The sequence below is a fragment of the Pantoea sp. ACRSC genome (assembly GCF_022346785.1).
Lineage (GTDB): Bacteria > Pseudomonadota > Gammaproteobacteria > Enterobacterales > Enterobacteriaceae > Pantoea > Pantoea alvi.
Genome location: NZ_JAKRNN010000012.1, coordinates 1 through 25,133 on the forward strand (window position 1 = coordinate 1; position 25,133 = coordinate 25,133).

The 25,133-nt window shown below is 60.9% G+C and carries 32 protein-coding genes and 2 pseudogenes; 7 read left to right on the plus strand and 27 right to left on the minus strand.

Translation table 11 applies throughout. The features are described from left to right. From MHZ97_RS12845 to MHZ97_RS12860, 4 genes are all read right to left on the minus strand, one after another. A partial coding sequence (locus tag MHZ97_RS12845) for a phage tail assembly protein (protein ID WP_239323748.1) occupies positions 1-276 on the minus strand: 276 nt, incomplete at its 3' end. Between the two features lie 57 nt (positions 277-333). Next, complete coding sequence (locus MHZ97_RS12850; RefSeq protein ID WP_103794576.1) at positions 334-843, minus strand: phage major tail tube protein; 510 nt, start codon at positions 841-843, stop codon at positions 334-336. A 12-nt stretch (positions 844-855) separates the two neighbouring features. Then, positions 856-2,025 carry a phage tail sheath protein gene (locus tag MHZ97_RS12855; protein ID WP_239315699.1) on the minus strand — a complete coding sequence of 390 codons (1,170 nt, stop codon included), beginning with the start codon at positions 2,023-2,025 and terminating at the stop codon, positions 856-858. A gap of 142 nt (positions 2,026-2,167) precedes the next feature. Then, positions 2,168-2,749 (minus strand): recombinase family protein, encoded by a 582-nt coding sequence (locus tag MHZ97_RS12860; RefSeq protein ID WP_103794574.1) that lies wholly within the window; start codon positions 2,747-2,749, stop codon positions 2,168-2,170. Between the two features lie 33 nt (positions 2,750-2,782). On the opposite strand from MHZ97_RS12860, the gene MHZ97_RS12865 reads away from it, so the two are divergent. Beyond that, the gene (locus tag MHZ97_RS12865; protein WP_239323749.1) at positions 2,783-3,175 is read left to right on the plus strand and encodes a hypothetical protein; all 393 of its coding nucleotides are present in this window, start codon (positions 2,783-2,785) and stop codon (positions 3,173-3,175) included. Continuing rightward, entirely contained in the window at positions 3,176-3,577 is a 402-nt protein-coding gene (locus MHZ97_RS12870; protein ID WP_239315703.1) for a tail fiber assembly protein, read from the plus strand. Positions 3,578-3,614: 37 nt separating this feature from the next. On the opposite strand, the gene MHZ97_RS12875 is transcribed toward MHZ97_RS12870, so the two are convergent. The 18 genes and pseudogenes from MHZ97_RS12875 to MHZ97_RS12960 form a co-directional block, all read right to left on the minus strand. Then, a complete protein-coding gene (locus MHZ97_RS12875) occupies positions 3,615-4,202 on the minus strand; it encodes a tail fiber assembly protein (RefSeq protein ID WP_239315702.1) in 588 nt (195 codons plus the stop codon). Further along, positions 4,202-5,302 carry a phage tail protein gene (locus MHZ97_RS12880; RefSeq protein ID WP_239323750.1) on the minus strand — a complete coding sequence of 367 codons (1,101 nt, stop codon included), beginning with the start codon at positions 5,300-5,302 and terminating at the stop codon, positions 4,202-4,204. Before MHZ97_RS12880 ends, MHZ97_RS12875 begins: the two co-directional genes overlap by 1 nt. Then, positions 5,299-5,907: a phage tail protein I gene (locus tag MHZ97_RS12885; protein WP_239314836.1), complete on the minus strand. Its 609-nt coding sequence runs from the start codon at positions 5,905-5,907 to the stop codon at positions 5,299-5,301. The genes MHZ97_RS12880 and MHZ97_RS12885 overlap by 4 nt, the downstream gene beginning before the upstream one ends. Then, entirely contained in the window at positions 5,900-6,808 is a 909-nt protein-coding gene (locus tag MHZ97_RS12890; RefSeq protein ID WP_239314835.1) for a baseplate J/gp47 family protein, read from the minus strand. Before MHZ97_RS12890 ends, MHZ97_RS12885 begins: the two co-directional genes overlap by 8 nt. Positions 6,809-6,812: 4 nt before the next feature. Further along, positions 6,813-7,160, minus strand: coding sequence for a GPW/gp25 family protein (locus MHZ97_RS12895; RefSeq protein ID WP_239314834.1), 348 nt, complete (start codon positions 7,158-7,160; stop codon positions 6,813-6,815). Continuing rightward, positions 7,160-7,750, minus strand: a complete 591-nt coding sequence (locus MHZ97_RS12900) for a phage baseplate assembly protein V (protein WP_239314833.1) — start codon at positions 7,748-7,750, stop codon at positions 7,160-7,162. The genes MHZ97_RS12895 and MHZ97_RS12900 overlap by 1 nt, the downstream gene beginning before the upstream one ends. Before the next feature lie 71 nt (positions 7,751-7,821). After that, complete coding sequence (locus tag MHZ97_RS12905) at positions 7,822-8,277, minus strand: phage tail protein (protein WP_239314832.1); 456 nt, start codon at positions 8,275-8,277, stop codon at positions 7,822-7,824. Then, positions 8,216-8,530: pseudogene (gene lysC / locus MHZ97_RS12910) on the minus strand (Rz1-like lysis system protein LysC); the annotation flags it as partial. The pseudogene lysC and the gene MHZ97_RS12905, both read right to left, overlap by 62 nt. Then, positions 8,451-8,801, minus strand: a pseudogene (locus tag MHZ97_RS12915) (LysB family phage lysis regulatory protein); the annotation flags it as partial. The pseudogenes MHZ97_RS12915 and lysC, both read right to left, overlap by 80 nt. Next, positions 8,798-9,307, minus strand: coding sequence for a lysozyme (locus tag MHZ97_RS12920; RefSeq protein ID WP_239314838.1), 510 nt, complete (start codon positions 9,305-9,307; stop codon positions 8,798-8,800). The pseudogene MHZ97_RS12915 and the gene MHZ97_RS12920, both read right to left, overlap by 4 nt. Continuing rightward, positions 9,304-9,513 (minus strand): HP1 family phage holin, encoded by a 210-nt coding sequence (locus tag MHZ97_RS12925; RefSeq protein ID WP_103794562.1) that lies wholly within the window; start codon positions 9,511-9,513, stop codon positions 9,304-9,306. Before MHZ97_RS12925 ends, MHZ97_RS12920 begins: the two co-directional genes overlap by 4 nt. A 2-nt stretch (positions 9,514-9,515) precedes the next feature. Beyond that, the gene (locus tag MHZ97_RS12930; RefSeq protein WP_103794561.1) at positions 9,516-9,719 is read right to left on the minus strand and encodes a tail protein X; all 204 of its coding nucleotides are present in this window, start codon (positions 9,717-9,719) and stop codon (positions 9,516-9,518) included. Positions 9,720-10,084: 365 nt separating this feature from the next. Continuing rightward, positions 10,085-10,276: a hypothetical protein gene (locus MHZ97_RS12935; protein WP_033755060.1), complete on the minus strand. Its 192-nt coding sequence runs from the start codon at positions 10,274-10,276 to the stop codon at positions 10,085-10,087. 166 nt (positions 10,277-10,442) lie between these two features. Further along, entirely contained in the window at positions 10,443-12,410 is a 1,968-nt protein-coding gene (locus MHZ97_RS12940) for a replication endonuclease (RefSeq protein WP_239314831.1), read from the minus strand. Further along, positions 12,410-12,634, minus strand: coding sequence for a TraR/DksA C4-type zinc finger protein (locus MHZ97_RS12945; RefSeq protein ID WP_103794559.1), 225 nt, complete (start codon positions 12,632-12,634; stop codon positions 12,410-12,412). The genes MHZ97_RS12940 and MHZ97_RS12945 overlap by 1 nt, the downstream gene beginning before the upstream one ends. Continuing rightward, positions 12,634-12,852 carry a DUF2732 family protein gene (locus MHZ97_RS12950; protein ID WP_103794558.1) on the minus strand — a complete coding sequence of 73 codons (219 nt, stop codon included), beginning with the start codon at positions 12,850-12,852 and terminating at the stop codon, positions 12,634-12,636. Before MHZ97_RS12950 ends, MHZ97_RS12945 begins: the two co-directional genes overlap by 1 nt. Before the next feature lie 70 nt (positions 12,853-12,922). After that, positions 12,923-13,243 carry a hypothetical protein gene (locus MHZ97_RS12955; RefSeq protein ID WP_224481606.1) on the minus strand — a complete coding sequence of 107 codons (321 nt, stop codon included), beginning with the start codon at positions 13,241-13,243 and terminating at the stop codon, positions 12,923-12,925. A 7-nt stretch (positions 13,244-13,250) separates the two neighbouring features. After that, the gene (locus tag MHZ97_RS12960) at positions 13,251-13,469 is read right to left on the minus strand and encodes a hypothetical protein (protein WP_146053800.1); all 219 of its coding nucleotides are present in this window, start codon (positions 13,467-13,469) and stop codon (positions 13,251-13,253) included. Positions 13,470-13,572: 103 nt separating this feature from the next. On the opposite strand from MHZ97_RS12960, the gene MHZ97_RS12965 reads away from it, so the two are divergent. The 3 genes from MHZ97_RS12965 to ddlA all read left to right on the plus strand — a co-directional run bounded on the left by MHZ97_RS12965 (position 13,573) and on the right by ddlA (position 15,742). Then, a complete protein-coding gene (locus tag MHZ97_RS12965; protein WP_239314830.1) occupies positions 13,573-14,187 on the plus strand; it encodes a phage repressor protein CI in 615 nt (204 codons plus the stop codon). A 37-nt stretch (positions 14,188-14,224) separates the two neighbouring features. Continuing rightward, positions 14,225-14,560, plus strand: coding sequence for a hypothetical protein (locus MHZ97_RS12970; protein ID WP_103794555.1), 336 nt, complete (start codon positions 14,225-14,227; stop codon positions 14,558-14,560). 87 nt (positions 14,561-14,647) lie between these two features. After that, positions 14,648-15,742 carry a D-alanine--D-alanine ligase gene (gene ddlA, locus MHZ97_RS12975; RefSeq protein ID WP_239314829.1) on the plus strand — a complete coding sequence of 365 codons (1,095 nt, stop codon included), beginning with the start codon at positions 14,648-14,650 and terminating at the stop codon, positions 15,740-15,742. Positions 15,743-15,761: 19 nt separating this feature from the next. On the opposite strand, the gene MHZ97_RS12980 is transcribed toward ddlA, so the two are convergent. From MHZ97_RS12980 to MHZ97_RS12995, 4 genes are all read right to left on the minus strand, one after another. Further along, positions 15,762-17,186, minus strand: a complete 1,425-nt coding sequence (locus MHZ97_RS12980; protein ID WP_239314828.1) for a GGDEF domain-containing protein — start codon at positions 17,184-17,186, stop codon at positions 15,762-15,764. A 381-nt stretch (positions 17,187-17,567) separates the two neighbouring features. Continuing rightward, entirely contained in the window at positions 17,568-19,043 is a 1,476-nt protein-coding gene (locus MHZ97_RS12985; RefSeq protein ID WP_103794552.1) for a SulP family inorganic anion transporter, read from the minus strand. Then, complete coding sequence (locus MHZ97_RS12990; RefSeq protein WP_239314827.1) at positions 19,040-19,666, minus strand: carbonic anhydrase; 627 nt, start codon at positions 19,664-19,666, stop codon at positions 19,040-19,042. The genes MHZ97_RS12985 and MHZ97_RS12990 overlap by 4 nt, the downstream gene beginning before the upstream one ends. A gap of 578 nt (positions 19,667-20,244) precedes the next feature. Continuing rightward, positions 20,245-21,054: a 5'-nucleotidase, lipoprotein e(P4) family gene (locus MHZ97_RS12995; protein WP_239314826.1), complete on the minus strand. Its 810-nt coding sequence runs from the start codon at positions 21,052-21,054 to the stop codon at positions 20,245-20,247. Positions 21,055-21,152: 98 nt separating this feature from the next. Here MHZ97_RS12995 and MHZ97_RS13000 point away from each other — a divergent pair, with 98 nt between their 5' ends. After that, a complete protein-coding gene (locus MHZ97_RS13000; RefSeq protein ID WP_239314825.1) occupies positions 21,153-21,866 on the plus strand; it encodes a polyphenol oxidase family protein in 714 nt (237 codons plus the stop codon). Positions 21,867-21,972: 106 nt separating this feature from the next. Further along, a complete protein-coding gene (locus tag MHZ97_RS13005; protein ID WP_239314824.1) occupies positions 21,973-23,988 on the plus strand; it encodes an NADPH-dependent 2,4-dienoyl-CoA reductase in 2,016 nt (671 codons plus the stop codon). On the opposite strand, the gene rlmG is transcribed toward MHZ97_RS13005, so the two are convergent. Continuing rightward, complete coding sequence (gene rlmG, locus MHZ97_RS13010) at positions 23,989-25,107, minus strand: 23S rRNA (guanine(1835)-N(2))-methyltransferase RlmG (RefSeq protein WP_239314823.1); 1,119 nt, start codon at positions 25,105-25,107, stop codon at positions 23,989-23,991. Positions 25,108-25,133 lie beyond the last annotated feature (26 nt).

Consider the following 25,133-nt stretch of genomic DNA (forward strand, 5'->3'; position numbering starts at 1 on the left):
CGCTGCCGACTTCGACTGCAAAAAACCAATCACCTTGCCGCCGAGCGCAATCAGGTCCACCGGGTCGAGGCTGTTGCACTCCGCTTTGGTCAGCGCAGGCAGCGTAATACGCGGCAGCACCGTCAGCAGCGCATCGACGTCGGAGGAGGCCAGGTCGGCAAGGCGCACGCCGCGCAGCGAGCCGGCGCTCGGCTTAATCAGCTCAACCTGCGCGATGGTCGCATCGCCGCGTTTCAGCGGGGTTTCCAGCTCAACGCTATTTTCATTCTGTTCCATGCTTCTCTCCAGGTTCCCACAGGGTAAAAAAGCCAGCGCCGGGCGCTGGCGTCAGGGTTAAGCCAGGCCGAGGTTTTTACGGCGCTGCGCAAGGCGATCGTCGCCGTTCACCTTTTCGACCATGTTGACGGTATCGATCTCAATCAGCTCTTTACCGTTCCAGGTGAGTTTGAAGTAGGTATTTTTGGTGGTGATTTTGGTTTCGGTCTCTTCGCCCTGTTTGGCTTCGCCAAAGTCGAACGCCTGATGACGGCCGCGCACCTCAATCTCTACCGCGATCTCTTCGCCGGTGTCGTCACGCTGGTAAGAGCCGGTAAAACGCAGCGGCACGGCGGAACCGCCCCACTGGGTCAGCACCAGATCGTCCATCCCGGCGATGGTCCACTCCATATCGAGCGCGTCATCATCCAGGCCGTTATCGATAAAGGCGGCGCCGTTCATGCCGCCGCCGCGATAGGCGTCCAGCTTGCGAGAGAGTTTCGGCAGGGTGACGGAAGAGACAACGCCCTGATAGCTGTTTGAATCATTGAAAAGGTTCAGCCCTTTCAGTTTGCGGGGTAGTGCCATTTATCCGGCTCCTTAGCTGTTTACGGATGCGGCGAAGTTCGCCAGATAGGTGTCGGTGATGCGCTGGCGCAGGGTCAGATCTTCCAGCGGCGGCACCGGCGTGTAGTCGTAGTCGATAAAGAGTTTGCCCGCCTTCAGGGTGTCGGCGTCGTTGGCGCTCTCGTCGTACCAGGCGGAGACACCCAGCAGGTAGCCAGCGCTGACCAGCTCGCGGAATTTGGCGTTGATGCCCGCGATGATCTCGCGCACCAGAACCGGCGTCAGCGGTTTGTCTACCGCCCACATGTGCGCTTCAGCCATGGTGTCAGCCAGAACCTGCGCGGTGCGGGTGTAGTTCTCAAACTGAAACAGCGGGTCGTCGCTACAGGTGCGGTTGCCCCAGAAGCGGAAGCCGTCTTTGCGGATCAGCGTGGTGACGTCCGCCGCGTTGAGCAGGTCAGCGTCTGTGCCGGTCTGTTGCAGATCCCAGAACACCGACGCAGAGATGCCGGTGACGCCGTTGACGCCGACGTTCGACAGGGTTTTATGCCAGCCGGTGTCGTTGTCGATTTTGGCGCGCAGGCCCAGCGCACGCGCGGTGGCGTAAGCGGTATCGGATTGGCTGGTTGCGGTGTTCCAGGCAACAAAGTCCGGCCAGATCACCATCAGTTCGCGCTGGCTGAAATTTTTGCGGTAATTCATGGCGTCGCTGATGGTTTTGCAGTTCCAGGCTGACACATAGGCGAAGGCGCGCAGCTGCTGCGCGATACTCGCCAGCGCGGTCGCCACCTCCTGCGAGTCGAGGCCCGGTACGGCGAGAATACGCGGCTTAACGTCAAGCTGCGTCTGCGCCGTCAGCAGCGCCTTCATACCGGTGTACTGGCCATTCTCATCGGTGGAGCCGATGATATTGGAGGTGGTCGCTTCGGGGGTCTCGCCTTCAGCAACGCGTACCACGACGGTGACCGGTTTTGACTGATCGGCAATCGCCTGCAGCGATGCCGCCAGCGTGCCTTTGCTGCCGGCTTTGGCGATAGCGGCCTGCACGTTGGTCAGCAGCACCGGGGTGTTGAGGGGAAAAGCCTTAGCGTCTGCGTCCGCTGCAGTGCAGACCAGACCGACTACGGCGGTGGATACAGTAGAGATGGTGCGCGTGCCGTCATTGATTTCGACAACGCGTACACCGTGATGATAATCAGACATCTGATGTACTCCGTGTTGAGGGTGGAGTCAGATTGTCAGGTCAGCTGAGAGAAATCATGCGGTTGCGGTTTGCTGGGGGATGAGCGGACAGCGGCCTCGCGCGGGAAGAACCACTGCGGTTTTTCAGCCGTTGCTATTACGCTCAGGATGCCGCTTCCTGCCTGCTTTCGGGTGCTCTGGCCGGAAAGTATTTATAGAGGGTAGATAGCGCGACGTTATAAATGATCGCCAGCTGCTGGCGGCTGTGTCCCTTAGCCAGCAGCCGACTTATTTGCTCGACCTCCTCCGGGCTTAACGCTTTGGGCCGCCCGCCCAGCCGTCCTTTTGCTCTGGCAGCGGCCAGCCCGGCCAGGGTGCGCTCAACGATAAGCTCGCGCTCCATTTCTGCCAGCGCCGACATAACGTGAAAAAAGAAGCGCCCCATCGCGCTGCTGGTGTCGATGCTGTCGGTTAAAGAGCGGAAATGCGCGCCGCGTTCGTGCAGTTCGGAAATTAGCGCAATCAGGTTTTTCACGCTGCGGCCGAGCCGGTCCAGTTTCCAGACGACCAGCGTATCGCCTTTGCTGATGCATTTAAGCGCCTGTTTAAGGCCCGGACGGGTTGCGGTTTTGCCGCTGATACGATCTTCAAAAATACGGTCACAATTTGCGCTTAACAGCGCATCGCGCTGTAAGTCGCAGTTCTGGTCAATTGTTGATACGCGAATATAACCAATCATGGCCATACATTTTTCTCTTCGGCTTATCTGGGACGGTTTTTGGCGGATTTTGCCATGTGGAACGGGTTTATCAAAAACCTTGGTTTAGGAGAAGCAGCGAAAAAGAATGTGGGAAATGGTGCCGGGCAGCTCCCTGACATGAGTTTTTTTGCCGCTGTTAAGAGTGGAACTGGTTACTGCAAATTACCCAGCGGCATTATTTTTCAGTGGGGTTATGGGAGTTTTGCCCAGCAGGCAACTACTGTTGTGACATTGCCTATAGCCTTTCCAAATACAGGATTCTCAGTTGTTGCGAATAAAGGCTCATCGGTTCCACTAACTGGTGAGTATGCGGTTTGTGTGCAATTTCGCGATAAAACATCTTTTTATCTTTCGAATACCGGCCCCGAAGTCACACAGCAGGGTATTTGGTGGTTGGCGGTGGGCTTCTGAATGAAAAAATATTCCCCTTCATATAATGCTTTTTACGATACCCATATCAATGAATTTATTCCTGATGATGCGGTCGATATTACAGAAAACGAATGGTCAGATTTACTGAACGGCCAGGCAAATGGAAAGGCGATAACCAGCGGGCCCGACCATTTACCTTGCCTCACTGAGCAGCCCGCTCCGACAGTTGAGGAGTTGATCGCTCTTGCGGAGAGCAAGCGTAGCAAGTTGCGAGCAGAAGCTGATGCGGTTATACAGCCATTGCAGGATGCAAGCGATCTTGAGATAGCGACAGAAAATGAGACAAGTCAGCTTGTTGGCTGGAAGAAATATCGTGTGATGCTGATGCGAGTGAATACGGAAAAGCCAGAAGATATTGAATGGCCTAAAAAACCAAGTTAAACCAAGGCCCGCCGCTGCGGGCCTGTATTTATTACAATTAAGGTTTTTTCGGCCAGATAATGTCTGGCGCGGCTGAAATATCAACCGCCTGAACCGCCTGAATATATTTCATCCATGCGGTAAGCGAGGCTTTGTCTGCATCTGTAATAATGCCGAGCAGCAGCTGCGTCTGCCATGCCTGAGTGATGTCGTTCGCCTCGCTGATGAGCGCTGATTTCTCCCGAGCTGCGCTATTCACAGCGGCTGCCTGCTGCGCATCCGTATCCGTTACCCACTTTTCCCCGTCCCAACGATCCCAGTCGGTTACAGGTGCAATGGTGGTTGTTTCTTCCGGATAATCCCCTAACTCTGAAATTACGATTTTCGAACCATCAGCAATGGAGTAAACCGTTTCACCGCGATGGTCGGAAACAACCTGCCATTCGTCATCACGATAAACTGCTGTGTGCCCTGTCCTGGTAGCTGGCGGCACAGTGACGCAGGCGTTAGCAGGCAGTCCAACGCCTTGCGCCAGAAACTCATCGCTGGAGCCGGTAAACTCACCACTCAGCGCGTCGAAGTTATATATCGTTAATGTGCCGGCTGATTTTGCCAGGCCATTTTTATCCAGTACAGCCTTAGACATTAGGCGGCCCTCACGATGTAGTTAAATGCAATGTTGCGGGGACGTGTTTCGCTACTGCCTGTAGTTGTAGTTGAATATTTACTGTTAAGCATCCCATTGACAGTGCCTGTACTTGTACTGACAGCGTTATCAGTCGACAGCAGTCTGTCTCCCCCCTTATCGTTTGGTGTCAGCACGCTGCTATCCCAGGCATCCCAGGCGGGAACGTTGTGTGCATGGCTTGCGAACAAGTGCTGCTGAGAGCTTAGTAATTCACGCCCGGAATCCACTCCGCGCCCGTCATCCCAGCCCCTGATAAATTCACCTCGAAGATCTGGTAGCACCAGCCCCGGATAAATCAGCGCCAGCTTCGGATAAAGCGTACCGCTAAAACTTGCCCCGTTACTTTTCAGAAAGACCATGCCAGCCATCGAGGGAAACAGCTCATTTGGCATTTTTGAGTGCGGCCAGGGGAACGGTGAACCGATAACTGGCGAGCCTTCTCCTAAACCAAGGTTTTGTAGAACCTCCGCCACCTTCCCTGCACTCTTCACCTCCGCCAGCGCATTAGCGATCTGCAGATACTGCTGATGCGGATTAGCCGCGGCAATATGGTCGGCCAGCCCCTTATCCGCATACTGCTTCGCCTCAATCACCCCGTTGTCCACATACTGACGCGTCGCCAGCACCACCGACGGGTCAATCTTCAGCGTGACCGCATCCGTGCTGTTAACGATGATAATCATGCGCACCGTCTGCGTACGGCCGCTGCCCTCCTGCAGCTGCGGCTTATAGGTCTCCGCGCAGTTGGCGACGGCAATCATCACGCCATCGGCGTCAAACAGGCCGATTTCGCGGATCCAGAAGCCACCTTCGTTCTCCGGGATAATCTGCTCGGCGATAATCTGGCTGCTGTTGTTGGCGTCGACGCTGAGGGAATTAAGCGCCGCACGGCGTTTTTCTCCCACCAGCCCGGTCTGCGAGGCATTGGGCGTCGGCAGCGAACCGCCGCCGTCGCCTACCGCCATCTCTGTGATTTGCAGCTTAGTGCCGAGCGCCGTGGCGTTCGCCAGCTTAGCCGCGCCCTGATTAGTCAGCAGGGCATAATATTTCGTTGTCATGTGCGCACTTCCGTCAGGTCAATTAAATGTACCGCTGTGCCGGTGTAGCCCGGCCCGTTCACGGTGATGATTTCAGGGGTATAGGGGTAAACCGTCAGCTCGTCGCCGCTGTAGCTGGCAGCAGCCACCGGCAGCGTTCCGCTGGAGTCCAGATTGATAGAGAGGCCGATCAGATGACGACTGCACGGCTTCGCGTCAGCAATTAACCGCTCCAGCTCGTTGTACATCTCCTCGGTAATCCCGGTTTCGAGCACGCCAACATCGAGGCGAAACGTGCCCGGAGCCTCGCCAGACTTCCACCACTCGGTGATGCGGATCAGATAGCCGAGCGGCTCCACAACGCGTCGCAGCGAGCCAATGGTGCCTTTATGGCGATGTACATACTCCGAGGCGGCCACGACGCTGCGTTTGGTTGCCTCGCTCCAGCCAGCGTCCCAGCGGTCCACCGACCAGGCCCAGGCGAGATAAGGCAGCAGTTCCACCGGACAGGTCTGCGCATTCCACAGCTGGCGCAGCGGGACCGGCATCGCCTCGATAGCGGCGCAGGCCCGGGCGGCCGCCACCTCCAGCGGCGAGGAGCCAGTCGGCAGCAGCCGATCACTCATCAGAACCTCCTACCGTGATGCTGTAGCCGCTGCACCAGGCGGCCTGGGTTTTATCCAGCACCACATCTGCCGCCGGCTGCGCCAGCTCGACGCGCTGTACGCCTTCCACATGCAGCGCGGCGTAGAGCGCCGACTGGCGAATATCGCGCCCCAGCCGCGACTGGGCGTTGATAAAGGCGAGCAGCTTCGCCTCGGCGGCGGCGCGGATCGGCTCCGCTTCGGGGCCGGGATAGAGAAACAGCGTCGCGTCAACGCGGTAGCTGACGATAGTCGCCGCCTGTACCTGAACGCGATCGGCGACCGGACGCACATCCTCATCGTTAAGCGCGCTCGCCACGATTTCCAGCAGATCGGCAGGCGCAGTGCCGTCGCCTTCGCGGCTCAGCACGGTGATCACCACCTCCGCCGGCGCCGGACTGGTGGCGGAAACGTCCGCCACGCGTCCATCGGCACTTTTGGCGTGATACTCATAGGCGCCGCTCGGCCCCGCCACGCTCAGCCCTTCAAAGGCGGCGGCGATGCGCATGCGGAAGTTATCGTCGCTCTCCATCACCGCCGCGGTCGGCGGCAGCGTGCTGTTGTCCGCCGCCCTCAGCGTCAGCCGGGTCACGCCGTTATTGGCGCCCAGCTGGTCGAGATCGGCGCCGGTCGCCCAGGCGACCATATTGGCTTTCGCCGCCTCGTTGATGCGCTGACGCAGAATCAGCTCGCGGTAGGCGTTCTCCTGCAGCAGCTTCACCAGCGGCTCCGACTCCAGCGCCAGCGTGCGGGTTATCGCCGCCTGCTGCTCGGGCGGATAGAGGGAAATCAGCGTCGCCTTACGCTCGGCCAGCAGGGTTTCATAATCCAGCGCCTCCACCACATCGGGCGCAGGCAGCTGGCTCAGGTCAATGGTTGCCATAGGTTCAGCTCACGGGAATGGTCAGGGAAAATTCTTGCGCCGTATCGCTGCGGCTGCCGGTAAGCTCTACCGTCATGCCGCCGTCATACGACGCCTCATAGCTGATAGCGCTCAGCTGAATGCGCGGCTCCCACTGCAACAGCGCCATATAGCAGGCGGACATAATTTGCAGGCGCAGCGCCGGGTTTTGCGGCTGGTCGAGCAGCGCCGACAGCAGCGAGCCGTATCGGCGGCGCATCACGCGCGAGCCAAGCGGCGTGGTCAAAATATCGCGCACCGACTGCCGGATATGCTCCAGGTCCGTTAGCGCCGTGCCGCTGTCGCGGCTCATACCGAGATATTTTTCAGCCATTACTGCGGCCCTCCCGACAGATCGCCGCCCGATTTCACGCCGCCATGCTGATGGGCGTCAACCACGATGCCGTTAGAGCTCAGGCTGCCGCCGCTGTGGGTCACGTTGCCCTGCAGCGTGCCGCCGCCGGTTACCTCCAGCGTGGCGGTTTTCAGCTTTGCGCTGCACTCCACCAGCGGCGCGTCAAACAGAATGCGGGTTGCCGCCTGGATGCGGGCGGTCTGAATGCCGCTCGCCTGCAGCGCACCGTTCTGCGGCTCATACTCGATAACCGCGCCGTCGGGAAAGGCCCAGTGCAGCGCGTCAGCCGAGGCGGAAGGCGCGGGATGGCTGTCGGAAAAGATGCCCGGCAGGATAAAGCCGGTATTCAGCTCGCCGCCCAGGCTCAGCACCAGCACCTGTTCGCCGATCGACGGCGCGCTCCAGGCGCGGGAGCGTCCGGCGCGGGCGCTGAGCCACGGCAGCCAGCCGGTTTCAATGTCGCCGCTGCGTACGCGGCAGCGCCCGCTCTGGGGATCCACCGCCGAGACGGTGCCGATGCGGATAAGGTTGCGCAGCAGGCGCAGGATTTCGCTGATATGTTCGTTCATGTCGCTAGTGTTACCTCGGGTGCATGCGGCCAGCAACGCAGTGCCGACCGCTGAGAGATGACAGGACAGCTTTAGCGCTGCCACTCGCTGACCAGCGCGCCGTGCACCCAGAGCTGCAGCGGTGCCTCGTCGTTCGCGGGCGGCGTCGGCTCGCCGGGAAAGGTGACCTGCAGCGCGCTGTCCGCCTGCGTGACCAGCACGCGCTCGCTCAGCTGCAGGCCGATGCTGAGCGTGCCGGCGGCGTCGGACGCGAAGGTAAAATCGCTGCGTCGTTTCTCTGCGTTGCCCATCATCTCCGGCTGGTTATCACGCAGCCAGGCGAGCAGCGGCACGATAACCGCCTCGATATCCTGCTCAACGTCGGCGAGGGTTAATTCCAGCCGGTAGCGATACTCAAAAGAGAGCGACGGCGCGCTGGTCGCCACCACCGTTCCGGCGGCTATCGTCATGATCAGCCGCTCCGGGTTTTGCTGAAGCAGCGGGACGCTGCGGTTCAGCGCCGCGCGTAGCTGTTGAGGTTTCTGCATCTTGTTGCTCCTGACACGCTTTAATGGTTTCAATCTGCAGCCCGCACGACACGAGCGCAGCCTCTAGCTGACGGTTATCTGCCGCCAGATCGCCCTGGGTTTGCAGGCTGTTGCCCGGCACTGGACAGCTGTTCACGCGCGGACAGCCAGCCCAGATAATCGCGGGCGTTGTCGAAGGCGGGACGGCTGTGCAGCCGGATAAGATCGTCAGGCAGAGCGGCAGCAGACCACTCGCGTAACGCCTGATTTGCATCGGTTTCCCTCGCTATATGCACTTCACGGTTGAGGGCGAGGCGGCTGGCACGACTCTGCTGCTGACGCAGCGCCGCCTCGCGTTTGCTGTTCGCCTGCGCCTCGTCACTCAGGCGGGCGATGGTCTGGTCACGGCTGGCGAGATCGGCGGAGAGCGCGAGGCTGATGCGCTGCGCCTCGCGGAGCTGCGCCCCGACCTGAACAACGCGCCAGCCGGTGAGAGCGAGCGCCAGCAGCAGCGCCGCCAGCAGCGCGAGACAGAGGCGGGTCATACCACGCCTCGCAGGCACCAGGCGCGCTCCCGCTCGCGCCGCTGCGCCAGCCCGGTGCTTTTCACGCCGTTCACGTAGATCCAGCGCGGCAGCTGGTCGCACGCCGCGCGCCAGCGCTGCTGGTTGAGATAGCTCGCCATGGTTGAGCGGCAGGCGGCGCCGGTGCCGACGTTAAAGGCAAAGCTCACCAGCGCGTCCCAGACCGGCTGCGGCATCGCCACCGGCACGCAGAGAGAGAGCTGGCGTTCGACGCGTATCAGATCGTCCACCAGATTCACCGCCACCTGGCGCTCGCTGACGACGCTCTGCGGCGTCACGCCTGCGGTATGGCCGATGCCGTTGGTCCAGACGCCAGCGCTGCACTGATAGGGCGAGGTGCGGCAGCCCTCTGCGTCGGCCAGCAGCTGCAGGCCGCCGGAGGAGATTTTCAACGTAGAGAATGACGGCAGCAGCGCGGCGATCCCCAGTACGGCGGCCACGACGCAGCGCTTTGCGTTCTGGCTCAGGATCGCCTCCCTGCGCGCTGGCGCTGAAGCTCATAGGTTTTGCGGCGGTAGTGCCAGTTGATAAAAAAGGTCGCCACGTTAACCATCAGGGTGATGACCGCCACGCCGGAGCCGACCAGAAAAGCGATATCCTGAATGGTGTGACGGCCCAGCCACATCAGAAACAGGCTGACCAGGTAGTTAATCAGCGAGCTGGTTTTCTCCATCTTCAGTCCCACAGATTGACGGTTTCGCCGGTGGCCGCGTCCGGCAGATCGGGCAGCGTCAGGGCATAGCCGTGCGGCAGCACCGCGCCGCGTTCGGCGAGGCCGGGATTGGCGGCGTAAACCTGCTCGACCGCCTGCTGCGTGCGGCCGTAGTAGCGATAGCAGATCTCATCGACCGTATCGCCCTGGAGCGCGTAGATATTCATGGCGATAGCTCCCCATCAGGCCCGCGGACGGGCACGCTAAAATTGTGCGTCACTGTTGTTGTTCCCCGTTGGAGGTAATGTCGGCCAGCCCGGCTTCGGGCCGGCTTTGCGGTTGCGTGCGGCGGCGCTTGCGCGTCATCCGGTCTGCTCAGTCTCCCCGCTGCAGGGCAATGGCTCAACGCCAGGCCGCCCGCTGGAATATGGGCAAACAGCGAGATCGCGGCGCAAAAAAAACGGCACCCTGAGGGTGCCGTTAGCGCTTCCAGCTGGCCGTCGCCGAAGGGCGAGCGCGTTATAAGGAAAGGATGAGAATTAGTCGCTGTTTGTGCCTTGAGCCGTCGTATCTCATCGCCATACCTGCATTGTTATTTGTTGGTGGGTATCGCGGAGAACGAAACGGCAAATTCCTTGTTCTTTATCATCATATCGCCGGCAATCTCGGCAATCAGAGCGAGGGCCACTTCCCGGTCGCGTTCCCTGCAAACTCCTTCAGTGGTCAGACGTGCAATGAGCTCGACGCGCTCAAGCATTACCTGTTCTTGTAAATCAGTATCCACTTTCCCTCCCCCATCTTATAACTGTATATCTATACAGTAGCACAGCATGCAATCTGATATAAAGAAAATTAAGGCCCGAATACCCTCCTCTTAGGCTATTGATATAGCGACTTTTTTGGCGGCGTTAGCGCTAAGCCAAATGAGTAAAAAAGGCGGAAAAAGCGCGTCAGGGCGGCGCGTTCTGGCTGTATAAACCGCCCTCGCCAGCCGGTTTTGCCCGGTTTTTTACTGCCGGTTCGGGCCAATGATTTAACCGCGCTAATAGCCCTGGCCGATGCGCTATCCGCGTACAGTTAATGACAGAACTCGAACTACAGGCTGATGCGTTCTGCTCAACAGGGCCAGCCTCCGCTTTACGCTTCGGCACCAGCTTCCAGCTGACCAGTCGGGTCAGCAGCGGTTGCTTATCGCCCAGCACGTTGAGGTAGACCCCTTTAATGCGCGTAATCTCTTCGCCCCAGCTGTTGCACTCCTCCGCCTGTTGATACCAAACGCGCACCGCCAGCTCATCGCGACGCACGAACGGGCCGCCCTGGACGTTCACATAGGTGGCCCAGTCGCCGCTGTCGGCCGCCGCGCGCGCCTCGGCCAGCTCTGCGCTCAGCCCCTCGCCCTGAGTCAGACGGCGCAGCTCACGCCAGACGGTCACCGGCGCGCCGCCGACAAACTGAAACTGGCGGATATGCCAGCGCCCCGCCCAGGCGGAAACCGCGGCGGCGCAGTCGCGCAGCGGCTCGCCGCTCTCGCTGTCGCGCTCGCCGTCGAGGGCGTAGCCGTCGATATTTTTGGCGATATATTTCGCGATATAGCCCGTGGCGCTGCCCTTTTGCGGGTCGATGGCGGTGGTGTGGAAGCGGGCCTTGCGCGCTTTTTCGCCGGTCAGCTCTTCGCTGTCCTGCTGGCAGGCATATTCCGTCAGGATCTGGCGCACCTGCGCAGCCTGCTGGGGGCGCATAAACAGCAGCAGATGCCAGTGCGGCGTGCCGTCATGGTGGGGTTCAGCGACGCGGATGCCGAACAGGCGGATCTGCTCGCGGTGCAGCCTGGCGCGCACCTTTTGCCAGAGCTGACAGAGGTAGCGCTGCGTCTCAGCGGGGCTGGCACCGCCCCATTTGGGGTTGTGCTGGCCGCTGCTGAGCGTGGCGTGATAGCGCGCCGGCGCGGTCAGGGTGCAAAACTCGCCGATGTAGCCCATCTCATTGCAGATCGTCTCAAAGCCGCGAATGCGCGTCATCAGCTCGCAGCGGCGGATGGCGGGATTGGCAACGCTGCCGTCATGCTTGTCGATCAGGCTGATGCGGTTGCCCTCTTCATCTTCCAGCTCCATGCCCTGTAAAAAGTCGCGGGTGCGCCGCTTCTGCTCGCGCCATTCGGCAATGGTGGCGCGGCTGACATAGGGCGAACGCGTCTTACTGACCTGCGCCAGCGCAATCTGCAGATGCTCGCGCCATTCGGCGGCGAGACGGCGCAGCCGCCCTTTCCACCAGCTTTCACCCTGCATGCGCATGATCGCCGGCGTCACCTCTTCCGGTGCGAAGAGGCGCGTGGTGACCTTCTGCCACAGCGGCGGCGTCTGGCGGAATTCGCGGGTAAGGGTCGCGGCGGTCAGATAGAGGGAGTGGCTATAGCGCCAGTCCGATTCGCCGCCGTTCTGCCCGTGCAGCTGCACCAGCTCGGCGAAGATAAAGCTGGCGATATCCCCTGCCAGCCGATCGACATCGGCGCGCGCCATATCGGGCAGCTGGTTAAAGCGGCGCATCAGCTCCCACAGCGTGCCTGCCGCCGCTGCGGCACCCTTTTCCTGCGCCGCGTGGCCGCACAGCCGCGCGGCGGTGCCGTGCCCCATGGCGCCGAGCCGATACTGCGCGCTGACCCGCTCCAGGCGCGGCAGCAGGCGTTCGGCGAAGGCGCCTGTCAGCCAGTCCGCGGCGCTGGCCGGGCCGCGCTCGCGTTCCAGCTGGCCGTGACGCAGCCTGACCACGCGCTGCACCAGCGACGGCTGCTGCTCCAGCGCCTTCCAGGCCTGTGAGATCGCGGCCAGCCGGCGGCTGCGCTGCTGCATAGCGGCGTGCGTAGGATAAGGCGAGGCGATAGCCTGACGCGGCGCGCTCCACGGCCAGAGAAAATGCTGCACTAGCGGCCGCCCTGATAGTGGCGGCCGCGCAGCTCGGCGATCTCCTGACAGGCGACGCAGCGGGAGACGCCGCTCAGGGCACGGCGGCGCGCCTCGGGGATCGCGCTGTCGCACGCCTCGCAGAACAAGGCGCTGACGCCTTTCGGCCGCTGCGTCACCGCAGCGATATCGAGCGCCAGCTGCTCCGCCTGGCGCTGCTGTTCAATGTCCATGCTATCGACCATCAGCGCAGCTCCTGCGCTTCATTGCGGTAGCGCTGCGCTTCATAGCGAAGCAGCTCGGCAGCCTCAATACCGCTCAGACCCTGGCGGCCGATATGCGTCGCCATCGCGGCCAGACGGTTTGCCACCGCCTGCGCGCGACCTTTACGTTCGTCGTCGCGCGCCGCGCTGAGCAGAGCGTTCAGCGCATCACTGTCGGCGTTAAAATTCGGGTATTTCATCTCATCTCTCCTGAATGTGGGCAAAGGGAGGCCCGACGGGTTGACGTCATTGTTTTGCGGTTAAGATCGATTATTCAGACAGATACTGGTCGGCGTCGGAAAAGGGACGCGGCATCAGCCTGCCCCAGCGCACCATTTTGTTCATGGCGGCAATAATCAGCGCGCGCCGCGCCTCATCGAAAGATTCAAAGGCGTTGCCCACCTCCTGAAGCCGGAAGCTGCCGGGGCTTTCCCGGTTCGCCAGCGTCAGCACGCAGAACTTAAATTCATCGCTCTGCCGGTTAAAGGCGACCAGCGCCGGATTACGGCTGTCGCTCCGCATTCGCCGCCAGCTTTTGCGAAACTCATCGAAGCTCATGGTCGCCGCAGGTTCAGACGGGCTATTCATCATAAGTGAATCAGACTGGCTGAAAATTAACAGAAAAAGAAAACAGCGTTTTCGCCGCGCTCGCTGGCCCCTTTTGCCCCTCTTCTGCTGCTGCGGCTGGTGCGCAGGGCGTCGCGCGCAGCCAGGCTAACAGGCGGTTTGCCTGAGCAAAAAGGGGCGAAACAGAAGATTTAACGCTGATTCGTAATAAAAGGAGCGCAGCTATGGCATTTGTAATATCAGGCCTCATAGGGCATCATCTCCAGTTAACCAAATGTCAGTCATATGCGATAACATTCACAACGCAGTGATGCTAATTCAAATATGTTAGTAACACAAGAGGAAGCTCAAAAATGTTAGTCACTAATTTTAACGGGAGCGGCGGGGCTATCCTCGACAGGCTGATTCAGGCCTATGGGTTTAAACAGAAATCGCAATATGCAGAGCATGTCGGTCTCTCTTCGAGCAACCTGGCAATGCGTTATAAAAGAGACGCTTTCCCGGCAGACCTGGTGGTGCAGTGCCTTATCGACACCGATGCGGAGCTGAACTGGATCCTCTACGGTCAGGGTAATCCCCCCAGCGCGGTGCAGGCGCTGACGGCGGAAAAAGGCAGCGAAAGTCACCCGATGAAGAGTCTTACCGATATCGAACGGGTAAAGTTAACAAATGGTGAACTCGCGCCTGTCGATTTTGTGACTCTGGAGAGTAAGCTGTTCCTTGATAAGGTCGCGCCTCACAGCAACCTGCTGGCGGTGATTGAAGGGGAGCAGCAGTACATCGTTAACCGCAGCTTTAAGGCGGTGGTGGACGGCAAATGGCTGCTGGATATTGAAGGCATGGCCAGCCTGCGTAACCTTTCGCGCCTGCCCGGCGGCCGGGTCAGAATCAGCGGCGGCGACGCTGAATTTGAATGCGCGCTGAACGAGATTTCCGCCACCGGCATCGTTGTGCTGACCTTAATTTAATGGAGCCGCGTTTCGCCTCAGCGAACCGAACTGACAGATGAGATCCAGACTGACCCTTCTCCTTCCGCTTCTCCTCCTCTGCGTAGCCGCTGCCTGGTACTGGCTGACGCCGCACTACAGCAAAGAGGATGAGGCCTACTACATCTCGGTGTTCTGCGCGATTCATCATGACGACAGCCGCCGCTTTGTGGCGGATATGCGCACGGTTATCGAAGGCGGTAACTCCGACTATGCGCTGCAGAAAACCCACTTCCAGCCGCGCCTCGGCGAGCACATAGCGGAGGCCTGGCAGAAGCTGAGCGCCGGGCAAAAAGCGCAGGCCAGCGCCGACGCCGCCCAGTGCCGCGCCCTGCTCTCCGCCGCGCTGAATTAAGCTGCCCCCAGGCTGCGCCATGCCGTTACAGCGCGAAATCCGCGTGTTATCTTGTGGGTTTCGCAACATCTTTTCAGGCAAGCTCTAATGACAAAACTGCGGGTAGGCATTGTGTTCGGCGGCAAATCGGCCGAGCACGAAGTATCGTTACAGTCGGCTAAAAATATCCTTGATGCGATTGATAAGACGCGTTTCGAGCCGGTGCTGTTAGGCATTGATAAGCAGGGCCAGTGGCATCTGAACGACGCCTCTGACTTTCTGATCAACGCGCAGGATCCGGCGCTGATCGCCCTTAACCGCGCTGGCGAAAGCGTGGCGCTGGTGCCGGGCGAGTCGCAGCAGCAGGTGATCGCCCGCCAGAGTGGCGATGCGCTGTCGCAGATCGATGTGATCTTCCCTATCGTCCACGGCACGCTCGGCGAAGATGGGTCGCTGCAGGGACTGCTGCGCATGGCGTCGCTGCCTTTTGTCGGCTCCGGCGTGCTTGGCTCGGCGGTCAGCATGGATAAAGATTTCACCAAACGTCTGCTGCGCGACGCCGGGCTGCAGGTCGCGCCCTGGATTAGCGTTACCCAGGCGCAGCGGCCGCATATTCAGGCGGCGGAGATCGTCGCGCAGCTGGGCCTGCCGCTGTTTATCAAGCCAGCCAACCAGGGCTCTTCGGTAGGCGTCAGCAAAGTCGACAGCGTTGACGACTTCGACCGCGCGCTGGACCTCGCCTTTACCTTTGACCGTAAAGTACTTATAGAAACCGGCATCAAAGGCCGTGAAATCGAGTGCGCGGTGCTGGGCAACGACGAACCGCAGGCGAGCCCGTGCGGCGAAGTGGTGGTGCACGACGCCTTCTACTCCTACGAAACCAAATATATCAGCGAAACCGGCGCGCAGACGCAGGTGCCCGCCGCCATCGACGACGGGCGCAGCGAAGCGATCCGCGCCGTGGCGATCAAGGCGTTTCAGGCGCTGGAGTGCAGCGGAATGGCGCGCGTGGACGTTTTCCTGACGGAAGCGGGCGAGATTATTGTCAACGAGGTGAATACCCTGCCCGGCTTCACCAATATCAGCATGTATCCCAAACTGTGGCAGGCGGCGGGACTGAGCTATCGCGATCTTATTAGCCGCCTGATCGAGCTGGCGCTGGAGCGCCATCAGCAACTCAGCCAGCTTAAAAGCAGCGTGTAGAGATAAGGCGACGCGGCGGTTACGCCACGTCGCTGGCCAGCGTCAGGGTTCTGAAGGCGGGCGTGGTCTGGTTGCGCCCGTTGCGCTTGGAGAGATAGAGATTTTTATCCGCGGCGGATATGAGCTGGTTAACCAGGCTGTGCCAGTCGCGCTCTTCGCCCGCCTTACCCTGCGCCAGCCCCAGGCTAACGGTAACGGTGACGGTGTTGCCCTGCAGCCAGAACTTCTCTTTGCCGATCGCCTGCCGCACCGCCTCCGCCAGCTGGTAGAGCCGGGCGGGTCGCGCGTCGAACAGCACAATAGCAAACTCTTCCCCACCGAAGCGGCAGATGCGCCCCTGCGCGCCCACCACCTGCTGCATCCGCAGCGCAATCTCCTCCAGCACGCCGTCGCCGGCGTCATGGCCGAAGTTATCGTTGACCGCTTTGAAATAGTCGACATCCAGCAGGATAACGCCGACGCTGCGCTGCGCCGAGAACGGCTCCTCTTTCAGGCTTTCATACAGCCCGGATCGCGACAGCAGCTGGGTCAGAAAATCGTAGTTGGCGCGCAGCGCCAGCCGCTGATTAAGCTGGCGCACCGCATCCATACTGACGGCGACAATCAGGGGGCTGATGGCGACGGTGGCCACGCCGAGACGCGCCGAGGTGAGATGGCTTAAGTGCAGCAGGTTATCGTTGCCCTGAATGTTCATTACGCCGTGCGATACCAGCACGATTTCGCTGATGCCGGTCAGCAGGATCGCCAGGCTGGTGACCGGGATCGGCAAGACGATGGCGCACCAGATCAGCGCCGGAACCGGAAAGGTCAGACTGCCGGCGCCGCCCATCATGGCGCCGACTACCAGCGACAGCACTACGCTCAGCAGCGGCAGCCATTTGCCCGGCGAGAGCAGCGCGGCGAACGACAGGCTGCGCCAGTTGCGCGCCAGCAGGAACGGCAGCAGCATCAGGCCGGTGGAGAACTGTTCGCTGAACCAGTCGCCCCAGGCGGTGGCGAAGCGGGTGTCAAAGCTCATATCCTGCGCCAGCCCGCCCCAGGTGGCGCAGGCGAAGGCGGCCAGCAGGCAGGCGGGAAAGATGCGCAGCGCGTTGTTTATCTGTCTGCGGTCGGAGTCGCGCAGGTAGTGCTTCACCAGCATCGAGACGGAGATAATGATAAACAGCAGGTTGGCTACGTTCAGGGTCACGGCGGGCCACGCCCAGCCGGAAAAGAGCGTGTCGTTCACCACCATAGCGGCGAAGCTGGCAACGTAGTAGCGCATGCGGTGCAGCCAGGGGTGGCGCACGATAACGGCGGCGACGATGGCGTTTACCGGCCAGAAAAGCGAGAGTTCTGCGGGCACGCGCAGATGGCTGCCCAAAAAACAAAACAGCAGGGTAATAAGAAACAGCGAGAGGAGATTGGTTATCGTGTTGTGCTCTGCAAACAGCTTAACGCGCATAGGTTTAAACCCTGTAGCCTGTAAATTGCCTGCTCCCTGCCCATCCCGGACGTTCGCCGCACGCCATTAAACCGCATCAGCCGCCCGGGCAATTCAGTGAATAAACGGCAGGGATCGGCGCTACTCGCGATGTGGGCTGCGCCGCCTGGCTTACAGCGCAGAGATTATGCCTTAAATAAAAAAATCGGCTATCCGAGATATCCGATTTTTAGCGCGGTCAGCCTGGGTGCGACGGCGGGTGGCAGGGCCCGATCGCAAAGACGCAAAAGCGGCATCCTTGCCGGCTCGGCCCGCAACATCCCTGTTGCGGGACGCTTTGCTCTTCGTGCCCTGCCACCCGCCTGGTTGAACGCCGGTGCGGCCTGAAAAAGCGCAACTGCGTTACTTCACCGCGACCGGCCACTGGCTAAGGCGAATGCCGCGCTTATCCGCGTTGTCGCCGAAATCCTTCAGCACCGCCTTCACGTCGGGATCCAGATACTCAGCGTTATCGTGATCCACGATCACCACGCTGTTCTCCGGGATCTCCGCCAGCAGCCCCTGCAGTTTCGGATTGTGCAGAAAGGTCAGATTCTGCTGAAAGCGCAGCACATAGTGATCATCGTAGCGCGTCAGCTGCAGCGCATTGCGGTGGCTCTTATACAGGCTGTAGAGCATCTGCGTCGCCAGACCGATACCGATGCCCATCAGCATGCCGAAGACGATAATGCCGACGATGGTGGCGAGGAACGGCACGTACTGCTGCGCGCCCATGCGGAACTGCTCCACGAACAGCTGCGGCGTCGCCAGCTTATAGCCGGTATAGATCAGCACCGCCGCCAGGCTGGCCAGCGGAATGGCGTTCAGCATATCGCTGAACCAGAGCCCGCAGATCAGCAGCAGCACGCCGTGGATCAGAATAGAGAGTTTGGTCTGCGCGCCGGTGTTAACGTTCACCGAACTGCGAACGATCACCGCCGTAATCGGCATCGCGCCCAGCAGGCCGGCGCTGAGATTGCCGATCCCCTGCGCGAACATCTCACGATTGGGCGACGGCGGTGGATTTTGCGGGCGCAGCTTCTTCAGCGCCTCCTGGCTCAGCAGCGTCTCCAGGCTGGCGACCAGCGCCAGCGTTACCGCCACCACCCAGACCGACGGGTTTTGCCACGCGTTCCAGGCCGGACGCTCTATCTGCGCCGTCAGCGCGGAGAAGCTGTCGAACGACGGCAGCGCAATGCGCGACAGCTGATCGGCCATCTCCGGCATCAGCCGTCCGCCGAAAACCGTGGCGGCGCAGCCGAACAGCACCGCCACCAGCGGCCCCGGTATCCATCCCAGTGCGCCCGCCTTCTTCACCATCGGCGTGGTCCACAGCCAGAGGATCGCCAGGCTGCCGCCAGCGACCAGCATCGCGGGCGCGGAAAAGGTCGTAGCCCCGCTGGCGAATCCAGCCAGGCCGGCATCGCCCTCAATACCGAACGCCACCGGGATCTGCTGGATAATCAGCAAAATACCGATAGCGGCCAGCATGCCCTTAATCACGCTGCCCGGCACCAGCGAGATAAACCGCCCGGCGCGCAGCAGGCCGAGGCCACACTGCATCAGGCCAGCCAGCACCAGCGCGGTAAGGAAAGCGCTGAAGCTGCCGAGCGTCTCGACCGAGGCGACGACAATCGTCACCAGACCCGCCGCCGGGCCGCTGACGGCAAAGCGCGACGGGCTAAGGGCGGTGACCAGCAGCCCGCCGATCACCCCGGTCAGCAGGCCGACGAACGGCGGCAGACCGCTCGCCTGCGCAATGCCCAGGCAGAGCGGCAGCGCAACCAGAAAAACCACCAGGCCGGCAGGAATATCCTGACGAAGCGTATTCACATTCATGGCGAAGATTCCTCTGCTGATTGCTGGATTAACTCTTTAAGGTGGCCCGACTGCAGATCGTAAACGCAGCCGAACAGATCTAACGTCTGGCCCGCGCGCCATGCGTCGCGCACCGGCGCGGCGGCGGCGAGGCGGGCGAACTGCGCCAGCACGTTCACCTCCACCAGCCGGTTCAGCGTCTCCGCGGCTGGCTGCGGCTCGTCCGGCAGCGCCTCTCCTAATGCCTGACGCAGCGCGGTGATACGGCGCGCCAGCGCTGAATCTTCGTGCGCCAGCGGGCTTCGCGGCAGATCAAGCGCCGCCTGGACGCCCCCGCAGCCGTAGTGGCCGCACAGCACGATGCGCTTTACGCCGAGATAGATGATGGCGTACTGCAGCACGCTCATCAGGTTGTCATCGCCGTCGACCACCATATTGGCGATATTGCGATGCACGAAGAGTTCGCCGGGGTGCGAACCGGTCAGCACCTCGGCCGGGACGCGGCTGTCTGAACAGCCAATCCAGAGGGAGTGTGGTTTTTGTTGATGGAGGTATTGTTCAAAATAGTCAGGGCTACGCTCGCGGCGCTGCAGCGCCCAGCTGCGATTTTTCGCTAATAAAGGTTTCAGTGTCGTCACAATCATCTCTCTCAACAACCGGGGATCCCATATTCAGGCCAACAAGGCGGCGAACCGGCTCACAGTTAACCGGTATGGGTCAAAGGAATAATGCGGTTGATCGCAGAAATTGTTTATAGACGTTTATGTTTAATTACGCACCCGTAATTTCTTTTCAGACCAGAACAGCCCGATTTTTGTAAGGAATAATTCAGTTCAGGTAAATTACAGGTAAAGCTATTTAAGCAGGGCTAATTCAGATGGGATGAAAACCCCATCCAAAGCAGTTAATTATCAATAGCTTAAAATAACCACTTATTTAAAAAGGCTTTTTGGCTGACAAATAATGACATTTTAGCGCGTCCCGCTGTTAAGCAAGCTCAGTTACCAGCGGCACTTTAATACAGATAAATCCGAATTACATTTTTAATCAATAGCGTTTACCACTGGCTGCGAGCGAAAAAGGCAGCGTAATAAACTTAATAAAAGTGCTTTTGAAAGTAAGAGATAATTAAATTAGTTTGCATGAATATAGTTACCAATAACGTAAATAGCGGCGGTCAGAAAAACAGAGCCCGACGACGCGGGCTCTTTCGCTTGACGAATTATTTACCGTTCCACGCCTTCAGCTGCGCATCGCGCGTTGAGAGCTGCTGCTGCGGCGTCAGCTTGTTGTAGTTTTCCGCCATGCCGCTCTCCCAGTCGCCATAGAGCGGATTAGGCAACACGATAAACTGAGTGCCGAACAGCGCGTGGTTCTGGCTGACAAAGGCGCGACGCTGCGCGTTGCCCTGATGCCAGGTCGCCGCGCCAAAATCGTTCAGGTTATCGCCGACGTAGAGCACCACGTTATAGCCCGCCGCTTTGATGGCGTCGAAACGTGCCTGCTTGTTTGAGCTGCCGGTGCTGAGGCGCACGGTCTGCGGCGTCACCTGCGGGAAGCCAAGCTGCATCAGGTTAGCGACGGTGGCATCGAAATCCTTCTGGTCGCGGTTCGACACGTAGAAGAGCGTGCCACCGTGCGAGGTAACGTAGCGGGCGAAATCGACCGCCCCGGGCACCGCCAGCGCCTGCTTCGCCTGAGTCCATGTTGACCAGGTTTGCGCGCTGAACGGCTGGCCGTTTTTCGCCTGCCAGGCGCTGTAGGCGCTGTTGTCGATCATGGTTTCATCGAGATCGACGATCACCGCTTTGGGCTTGCCGGTCAGCGACGGCGCGGCGTCAAACGCCAGCCGCGCGCCGTTAAAGGCCTGCCACGTCAGCGCCTGATACTCGCCGGACTGCTGGAACCAGTTAAGGGCCAGCACCGACTGCTGGCCGAGCTGCTGCTGCGCATGTTGCGCCGACTGCGGGGCGCAGCCCGACAGCATCAGCGCCATCAGGCCGCTGGTCAGCAGCGTTGCGGTTATTTTCATCCTGTTATCCTTAAGCCGAAAGTGGGAAGAGGTAACGCTTTAAAAATGTAGCAGTTAACCTAAGCTGAATGCAGCTAAACGCCTCAGAGGAGATTCATATGGGAATCCGCGTACGCTCTGCCCTGCTCGATGCGCTGGAGTGGGTGGAATATGCCTTTCAGCCCGCCGGGGAAGCGCCGCCCGACAATGTCGCCTACGGCCATCAGCGCCACAGCGCGACGGTGGTGGATGACGAGGCCAACGTGCCGCCAAAAAGCTGCGAGTCGGACGGGATTATTGGCCTGGGCACCCGGCCGGTCGCGGTCTATACCGCCGACTGCCTGCCGGTGCTGATCGCCGATACCCGCCAGCGGCGCGTGGCGGCGGTACATGCCGGGCTGAAAGGCACGCTGGCGGGCGTGCTGGAGCGCGCCATAGCAAGGCTGTGTGAAGCGGGCAGCTCGCCCGACAGCCTCTGTGTCGCTATCGGCCCGGCTATCGCGCCCTGCTGCTATGAGCTGGGCGAAGAGATGCTGGGCGTTATCGCGCCTGCGCGCTCCGACCCCGCGTCACCCTGCTGGTGCCGCGAGCAGCCACAGAATCCGCTCGCCGTCAGGCCGCAGGCGAAGGCGACCCGCAATGGCGTCTGGTTCGATCTGCCGCAGCTGGCGACAGAGCGACTGATCGCGGTGGGCGTACCGGCGGCTAATATAGAGAACGTGCGCTTTTGCACCTACTGCATGGCGGAAACCGGCTCCAGCTATCGCCGCAATACCCACTTCAACAGCGGCTACCAGTCGCGCTTCTCATGGATACGCCGTCGGGAGAGCTAAGGCCTGCTTTTTTGATGCGCCTCACAGCGCGGCAAACTTTCACTTTTTTTTAACATCACGGCAGCTACATTACACTCATCCGACCACTTAACTGAGTGATGCCGCCGTGAAGAGTCCCGCCTACCCTGCTCTGTTCGCCCCGCTCGATCTGGGGTTTACACAGCTGCGCAACCGCTTCCTGATGGGTTCGATGCATACCGGACTGGAAGAGCATCCCGAGGGCGCGCAGCGCCTTGCCGCGTTTTATGGCGAGCGCGCGCGCGAAGGCGTCGCGCTGATCGTCACCGGCGGCGTCGCGCCCAACGCGCAGGGAGTGGCCATAAAGCATGGCGCGACGCTGGTCTCGCCGGAGCAGTGCGACTGGCATCGCCCGATCACCGACGCGGTACATGCGGAAGGCGGCAAAATCGCCCTGCAGATCCTGCATACCGGCCGCTACAGCTACCAGCAGGATCTGGTGGCCCCCTCGGCGATTCAGGCACCCATTAACCCTTATCTGCCGCAGGAGATGAATGAGCAGGCGATCCTGCAAACCATCGACGATTTCGCGCGCTGCGCCCGGCTGGCGCGGCAGGCAGGCTATGACGGCGTGGAGATTATGGGCTCAGAAGGCTACCTGATTAATCAGTTTTTAGCGCCGCGCACCAACCAGCGCAGCGACCGCTGGGGCGGCGACGCCAGGCGCCGACAGGCGTTTGCGCTGGCCGTTACCCGCGCGGTGCGCGACGCCGTGGGCCGCGACTTTATCGTGATTTTTCGTCTGTCGATGCTCGATCTGGTGGAGGACGGCAGCTCGCTGGAAGAGACACTGGCGCTGGCGGCGGAACTGGAAAAGTGCGGCGTCACCCTGTTCAATACCGGCATCGGCTGGCACGAAGCGCGCGTTCCGACCATCGCCACTTCGGTACCGCGCGCGGCCTTCGCCACGGCGGCGCAACGGCTGCGGCAGCATGTTTCGGTGCCGGTGATCGCCACCAACCGCATCAACCATCCGCAGGTCGCCGAGCAGCTGCTGCAGAGCGGCTGTGCGGATATGGTGTCGCTGGCACGTCCGTTTCTCGCCGACGCCGCCTTTGTCAGCAAATCGGCGCGCGGCGCGGCGCAGAGCATTAATACCTGTATCGCCTGCAACCAGGCCTGCCTCGACCAGATCTTTGCGGGTAAGGTCACCTCCTGTCTGGTGAATCCGCGCGCCTGCCACGAAACCCTGATGCCGGTCACGCCCTGCGCTGCGCCGAAGTTTATCGCGGTGGTGGGCGCCGGTCCGGCGGGCATGGCCTTCGCGCTGCAGGCGGCGCAGCGCGGCCATCGGGTGCAACTCTATGAAGCTGACGACGCCATCGGCGGCCAGTTCAATATCGCGCGCCAGATCCCGGGCAAAGCGGAGTTCAGCGAAACCCTGCGCTACTTTGCCCACCAGCTTGCCGCCGCTGGCGTCAGGATATCTACCGGCCGCCGGGTAACGGCGGCAGATCTGGACGAAGCCGATGAGGTGGTGCTGGCGACCGGCATTCAGCCGCGCACGCCAGCGATCCCCGGCATCGATCATCCCAGCGTGCTGAGCTATCTTGAGGTGCTGCGCGACAAAAAACCGGTGGGCCGCCGCGTCGCCATTATCGGCGCAGGCGGCATCGGCTTCGATACCGCCATGTACCTCTCTCAGCCGGCAGAAGAGCAGAACAGCGAAAGCTTCTGCCGCGAATGGGGCATCGATCTGACGCTGGCGCAGCGCGGCGGCCTGACGCACCCCAGGCCGCTGCCTGCCGTGCGCGCCATCTGGCTGCTGCAGCGCAAGCCGGGTAAACCGGGCGCGGGGCTGGGCAAAACCACCGGCTGGATCCATCGCGCCACGCTGCAGGCGCGCGGCGTGCAGATGTGGGGCGGCGTCGAGTATCTGGCGATCGATGATAAGGGGCTGCTGCTGCGCCGTGATGGCGCAGTGGAGAGAGTGGCGGTGGATAACGTGATTATCTGCGCCGGTCAGGAGCCGCAGCGTGCGCTGGAGGCCGCGCTGCGTGCGCGCGGCAAAGCCGTTCACCTTATAGGCGGCGCCGACGTGGCGCTGGAGCTGGATGCCCGCCGGGCGATCGCCCAGGCGGTGCAGCTGGCGCTGGCTATCTGATCAGCGCATCTTTACCGCGCGCAGCACCACGAACTTCTGGTTCGAAGCCACCAGCGTGCAGTTGCCGAACAGTTTTTTCAGCTTGTGGTGATAGTCGAGGTGGCGGTTGCCGACGATGCGCAGCTCGCCGCCGTACTGCAGGCAGCGTTTGGCGTCGCGGAACATCTGCCACGCCAGGTGGTCGGTGACGGCGTGCTGCTGATGGAACGGCGGGTTGCAGAGCACGGCGTGCAGGCGGTCTGAAGGGTAGCCGCTCAGCACGTTGTTGACGCGAAACTGGCAGCGCGCCAGATCCTGCGGCCGGTTCACCTCGACGTTAAGCTGGCTCGACGCCACCGCCATATAAGACTCATCGAGAAAATGCACCTCCGCCTGCGGATTGCTCTCCAGCGCCATCAGGCCGATCACACCGTTGCCGCAGCCGAGATCGACAATCTCGCCTTCGATATTTTCCGGCAGGTGCTGCATAAAGAGGCGTGCGCCGATATCCAGCGAGGTGCGCGAGAAGACGTTGGCGTGGTTGTGGATCTGGTACGGCGTCCCGTCCAGCGGCCAGACGATGGTCGATGCCTGCGGTGCCAGCGTCGGTGCGCTGAACTGGGTATAGATCAGACGCGCTTTTTTCCACGCCAGCGAGGTACGGGTGTCGCCGAGGATCTTCTCGAACAGCTGCAGCGTCGAGTTGTGGATCTCTTTGGCGCGCGCCGCCGCCAGGATCACCGTATCGGCGGTCACCACTTCGCGCAGGGCGCGCAGCTGCTGCTCCAGCAGCGCCAGGGTTTTCGGCACCTTAATCAGCACCGCCGCCGGCGCGGCGGGCAGCGGATCGAGGCTGCTGAGAAAATGCACTTCGCCGTCGTCGAGCGCGTTCAGGCGCAGGTTTTGCCGCGTCGCCTGCTGGCTGAGCCAGGAGTCGCTGACGTGCCAGACCGGACGCGGGTTAAGCGCGCAGGTGAGCGCGCCGAAGCTGTCGTTGAACACCAGGATCGGCCCTTCCGGCAGCGTCTGCTGCAGCAGATATTCATCCGCCGCGTCCCACGCCTGAAGCGGGCTCTCTTCACGCATTTGCGGAAAACGATGCAGGATCAGGGTGCGATCCACTAGTTCAAGTTGGCTCATGAATTCTCCGGCTGGTACAATCTGGC

Excerpts from the sequence above, each read along its gene's own strand:
- MHZ97_RS12850 (WP_103794576.1), bottom strand. The coding sequence starts at position 843 with ATGGCACTACCCCGCAAACTGAAAGGGCTGAACCTTTTCAATGATTCA.
- MHZ97_RS12855 (WP_239315699.1), bottom strand. The coding sequence starts at position 2,025 with ATGTCTGATTATCATCACGGTGTACGCGTTGTCGAAATCAATGACGGC.
- MHZ97_RS12860 (WP_103794574.1), bottom strand. The coding sequence starts at position 2,749 with ATGGCCATGATTGGTTATATTCGCGTATCAACAATTGACCAGAACTGC.
- MHZ97_RS12870 (WP_239315703.1), top strand. The coding sequence starts at position 3,176 with ATGAAAAAATATTCCCCTTCATATAATGCTTTTTACGATACCCATATC.
- MHZ97_RS12875 (WP_239315702.1), bottom strand. The coding sequence starts at position 4,202 with ATGTCTAAGGCTGTACTGGATAAAAATGGCCTGGCAAAATCAGCCGGC.
- MHZ97_RS12880 (WP_239323750.1), bottom strand. The coding sequence starts at position 5,302 with ATGACAACGAAATATTATGCCCTGCTGACTAATCAGGGCGCGGCTAAG.
- MHZ97_RS12885 (WP_239314836.1), bottom strand. The coding sequence starts at position 5,907 with ATGAGTGATCGGCTGCTGCCGACTGGCTCCTCGCCGCTGGAGGTGGCG.
- MHZ97_RS12890 (WP_239314835.1), bottom strand. The coding sequence starts at position 6,808 with ATGGCAACCATTGACCTGAGCCAGCTGCCTGCGCCCGATGTGGTGGAG.
- MHZ97_RS12895 (WP_239314834.1), bottom strand. The coding sequence starts at position 7,160 with ATGGCTGAAAAATATCTCGGTATGAGCCGCGACAGCGGCACGGCGCTA.
- MHZ97_RS12900 (WP_239314833.1), bottom strand. The coding sequence starts at position 7,750 with ATGAACGAACATATCAGCGAAATCCTGCGCCTGCTGCGCAACCTTATC.
- MHZ97_RS12905 (WP_239314832.1), bottom strand. The coding sequence starts at position 8,277 with ATGCAGAAACCTCAACAGCTACGCGCGGCGCTGAACCGCAGCGTCCCG.
- MHZ97_RS12925 (WP_103794562.1), bottom strand. The coding sequence starts at position 9,513 with ATGGAGAAAACCAGCTCGCTGATTAACTACCTGGTCAGCCTGTTTCTG.
- MHZ97_RS12930 (WP_103794561.1), bottom strand. The coding sequence starts at position 9,719 with ATGAATATCTACGCGCTCCAGGGCGATACGGTCGATGAGATCTGCTAT.
- MHZ97_RS12945 (WP_103794559.1), bottom strand. The coding sequence starts at position 12,634 with ATGGTCGATAGCATGGACATTGAACAGCAGCGCCAGGCGGAGCAGCTG.
- MHZ97_RS12950 (WP_103794558.1), bottom strand. The coding sequence starts at position 12,852 with ATGAAATACCCGAATTTTAACGCCGACAGTGATGCGCTGAACGCTCTG.
- MHZ97_RS12955 (WP_224481606.1), bottom strand. The coding sequence starts at position 13,243 with ATGATGAATAGCCCGTCTGAACCTGCGGCGACCATGAGCTTCGATGAG.
- MHZ97_RS12960 (WP_146053800.1), bottom strand. The coding sequence starts at position 13,469 with ATGAGGCCTGATATTACAAATGCCATAGCTGCGCTCCTTTTATTACGA.
- MHZ97_RS12965 (WP_239314830.1), top strand. The coding sequence starts at position 13,573 with ATGTTAGTCACTAATTTTAACGGGAGCGGCGGGGCTATCCTCGACAGG.
- MHZ97_RS12970 (WP_103794555.1), top strand. The coding sequence starts at position 14,225 with ATGAGATCCAGACTGACCCTTCTCCTTCCGCTTCTCCTCCTCTGCGTA.
- ddlA (WP_239314829.1), top strand. The coding sequence starts at position 14,648 with ATGACAAAACTGCGGGTAGGCATTGTGTTCGGCGGCAAATCGGCCGAG.
- MHZ97_RS12980 (WP_239314828.1), bottom strand. The coding sequence starts at position 17,186 with ATGCGCGTTAAGCTGTTTGCAGAGCACAACACGATAACCAATCTCCTC.
- MHZ97_RS12985 (WP_103794552.1), bottom strand. The coding sequence starts at position 19,043 with ATGAATGTGAATACGCTTCGTCAGGATATTCCTGCCGGCCTGGTGGTT.
- MHZ97_RS12990 (WP_239314827.1), bottom strand. The coding sequence starts at position 19,666 with ATGATTGTGACGACACTGAAACCTTTATTAGCGAAAAATCGCAGCTGG.
- MHZ97_RS12995 (WP_239314826.1), bottom strand. The coding sequence starts at position 21,054 with ATGAAAATAACCGCAACGCTGCTGACCAGCGGCCTGATGGCGCTGATG.
- MHZ97_RS13000 (WP_239314825.1), top strand. The coding sequence starts at position 21,153 with ATGGGAATCCGCGTACGCTCTGCCCTGCTCGATGCGCTGGAGTGGGTG.
- rlmG (WP_239314823.1), bottom strand. The coding sequence starts at position 25,107 with ATGAGCCAACTTGAACTAGTGGATCGCACCCTGATCCTGCATCGTTTT.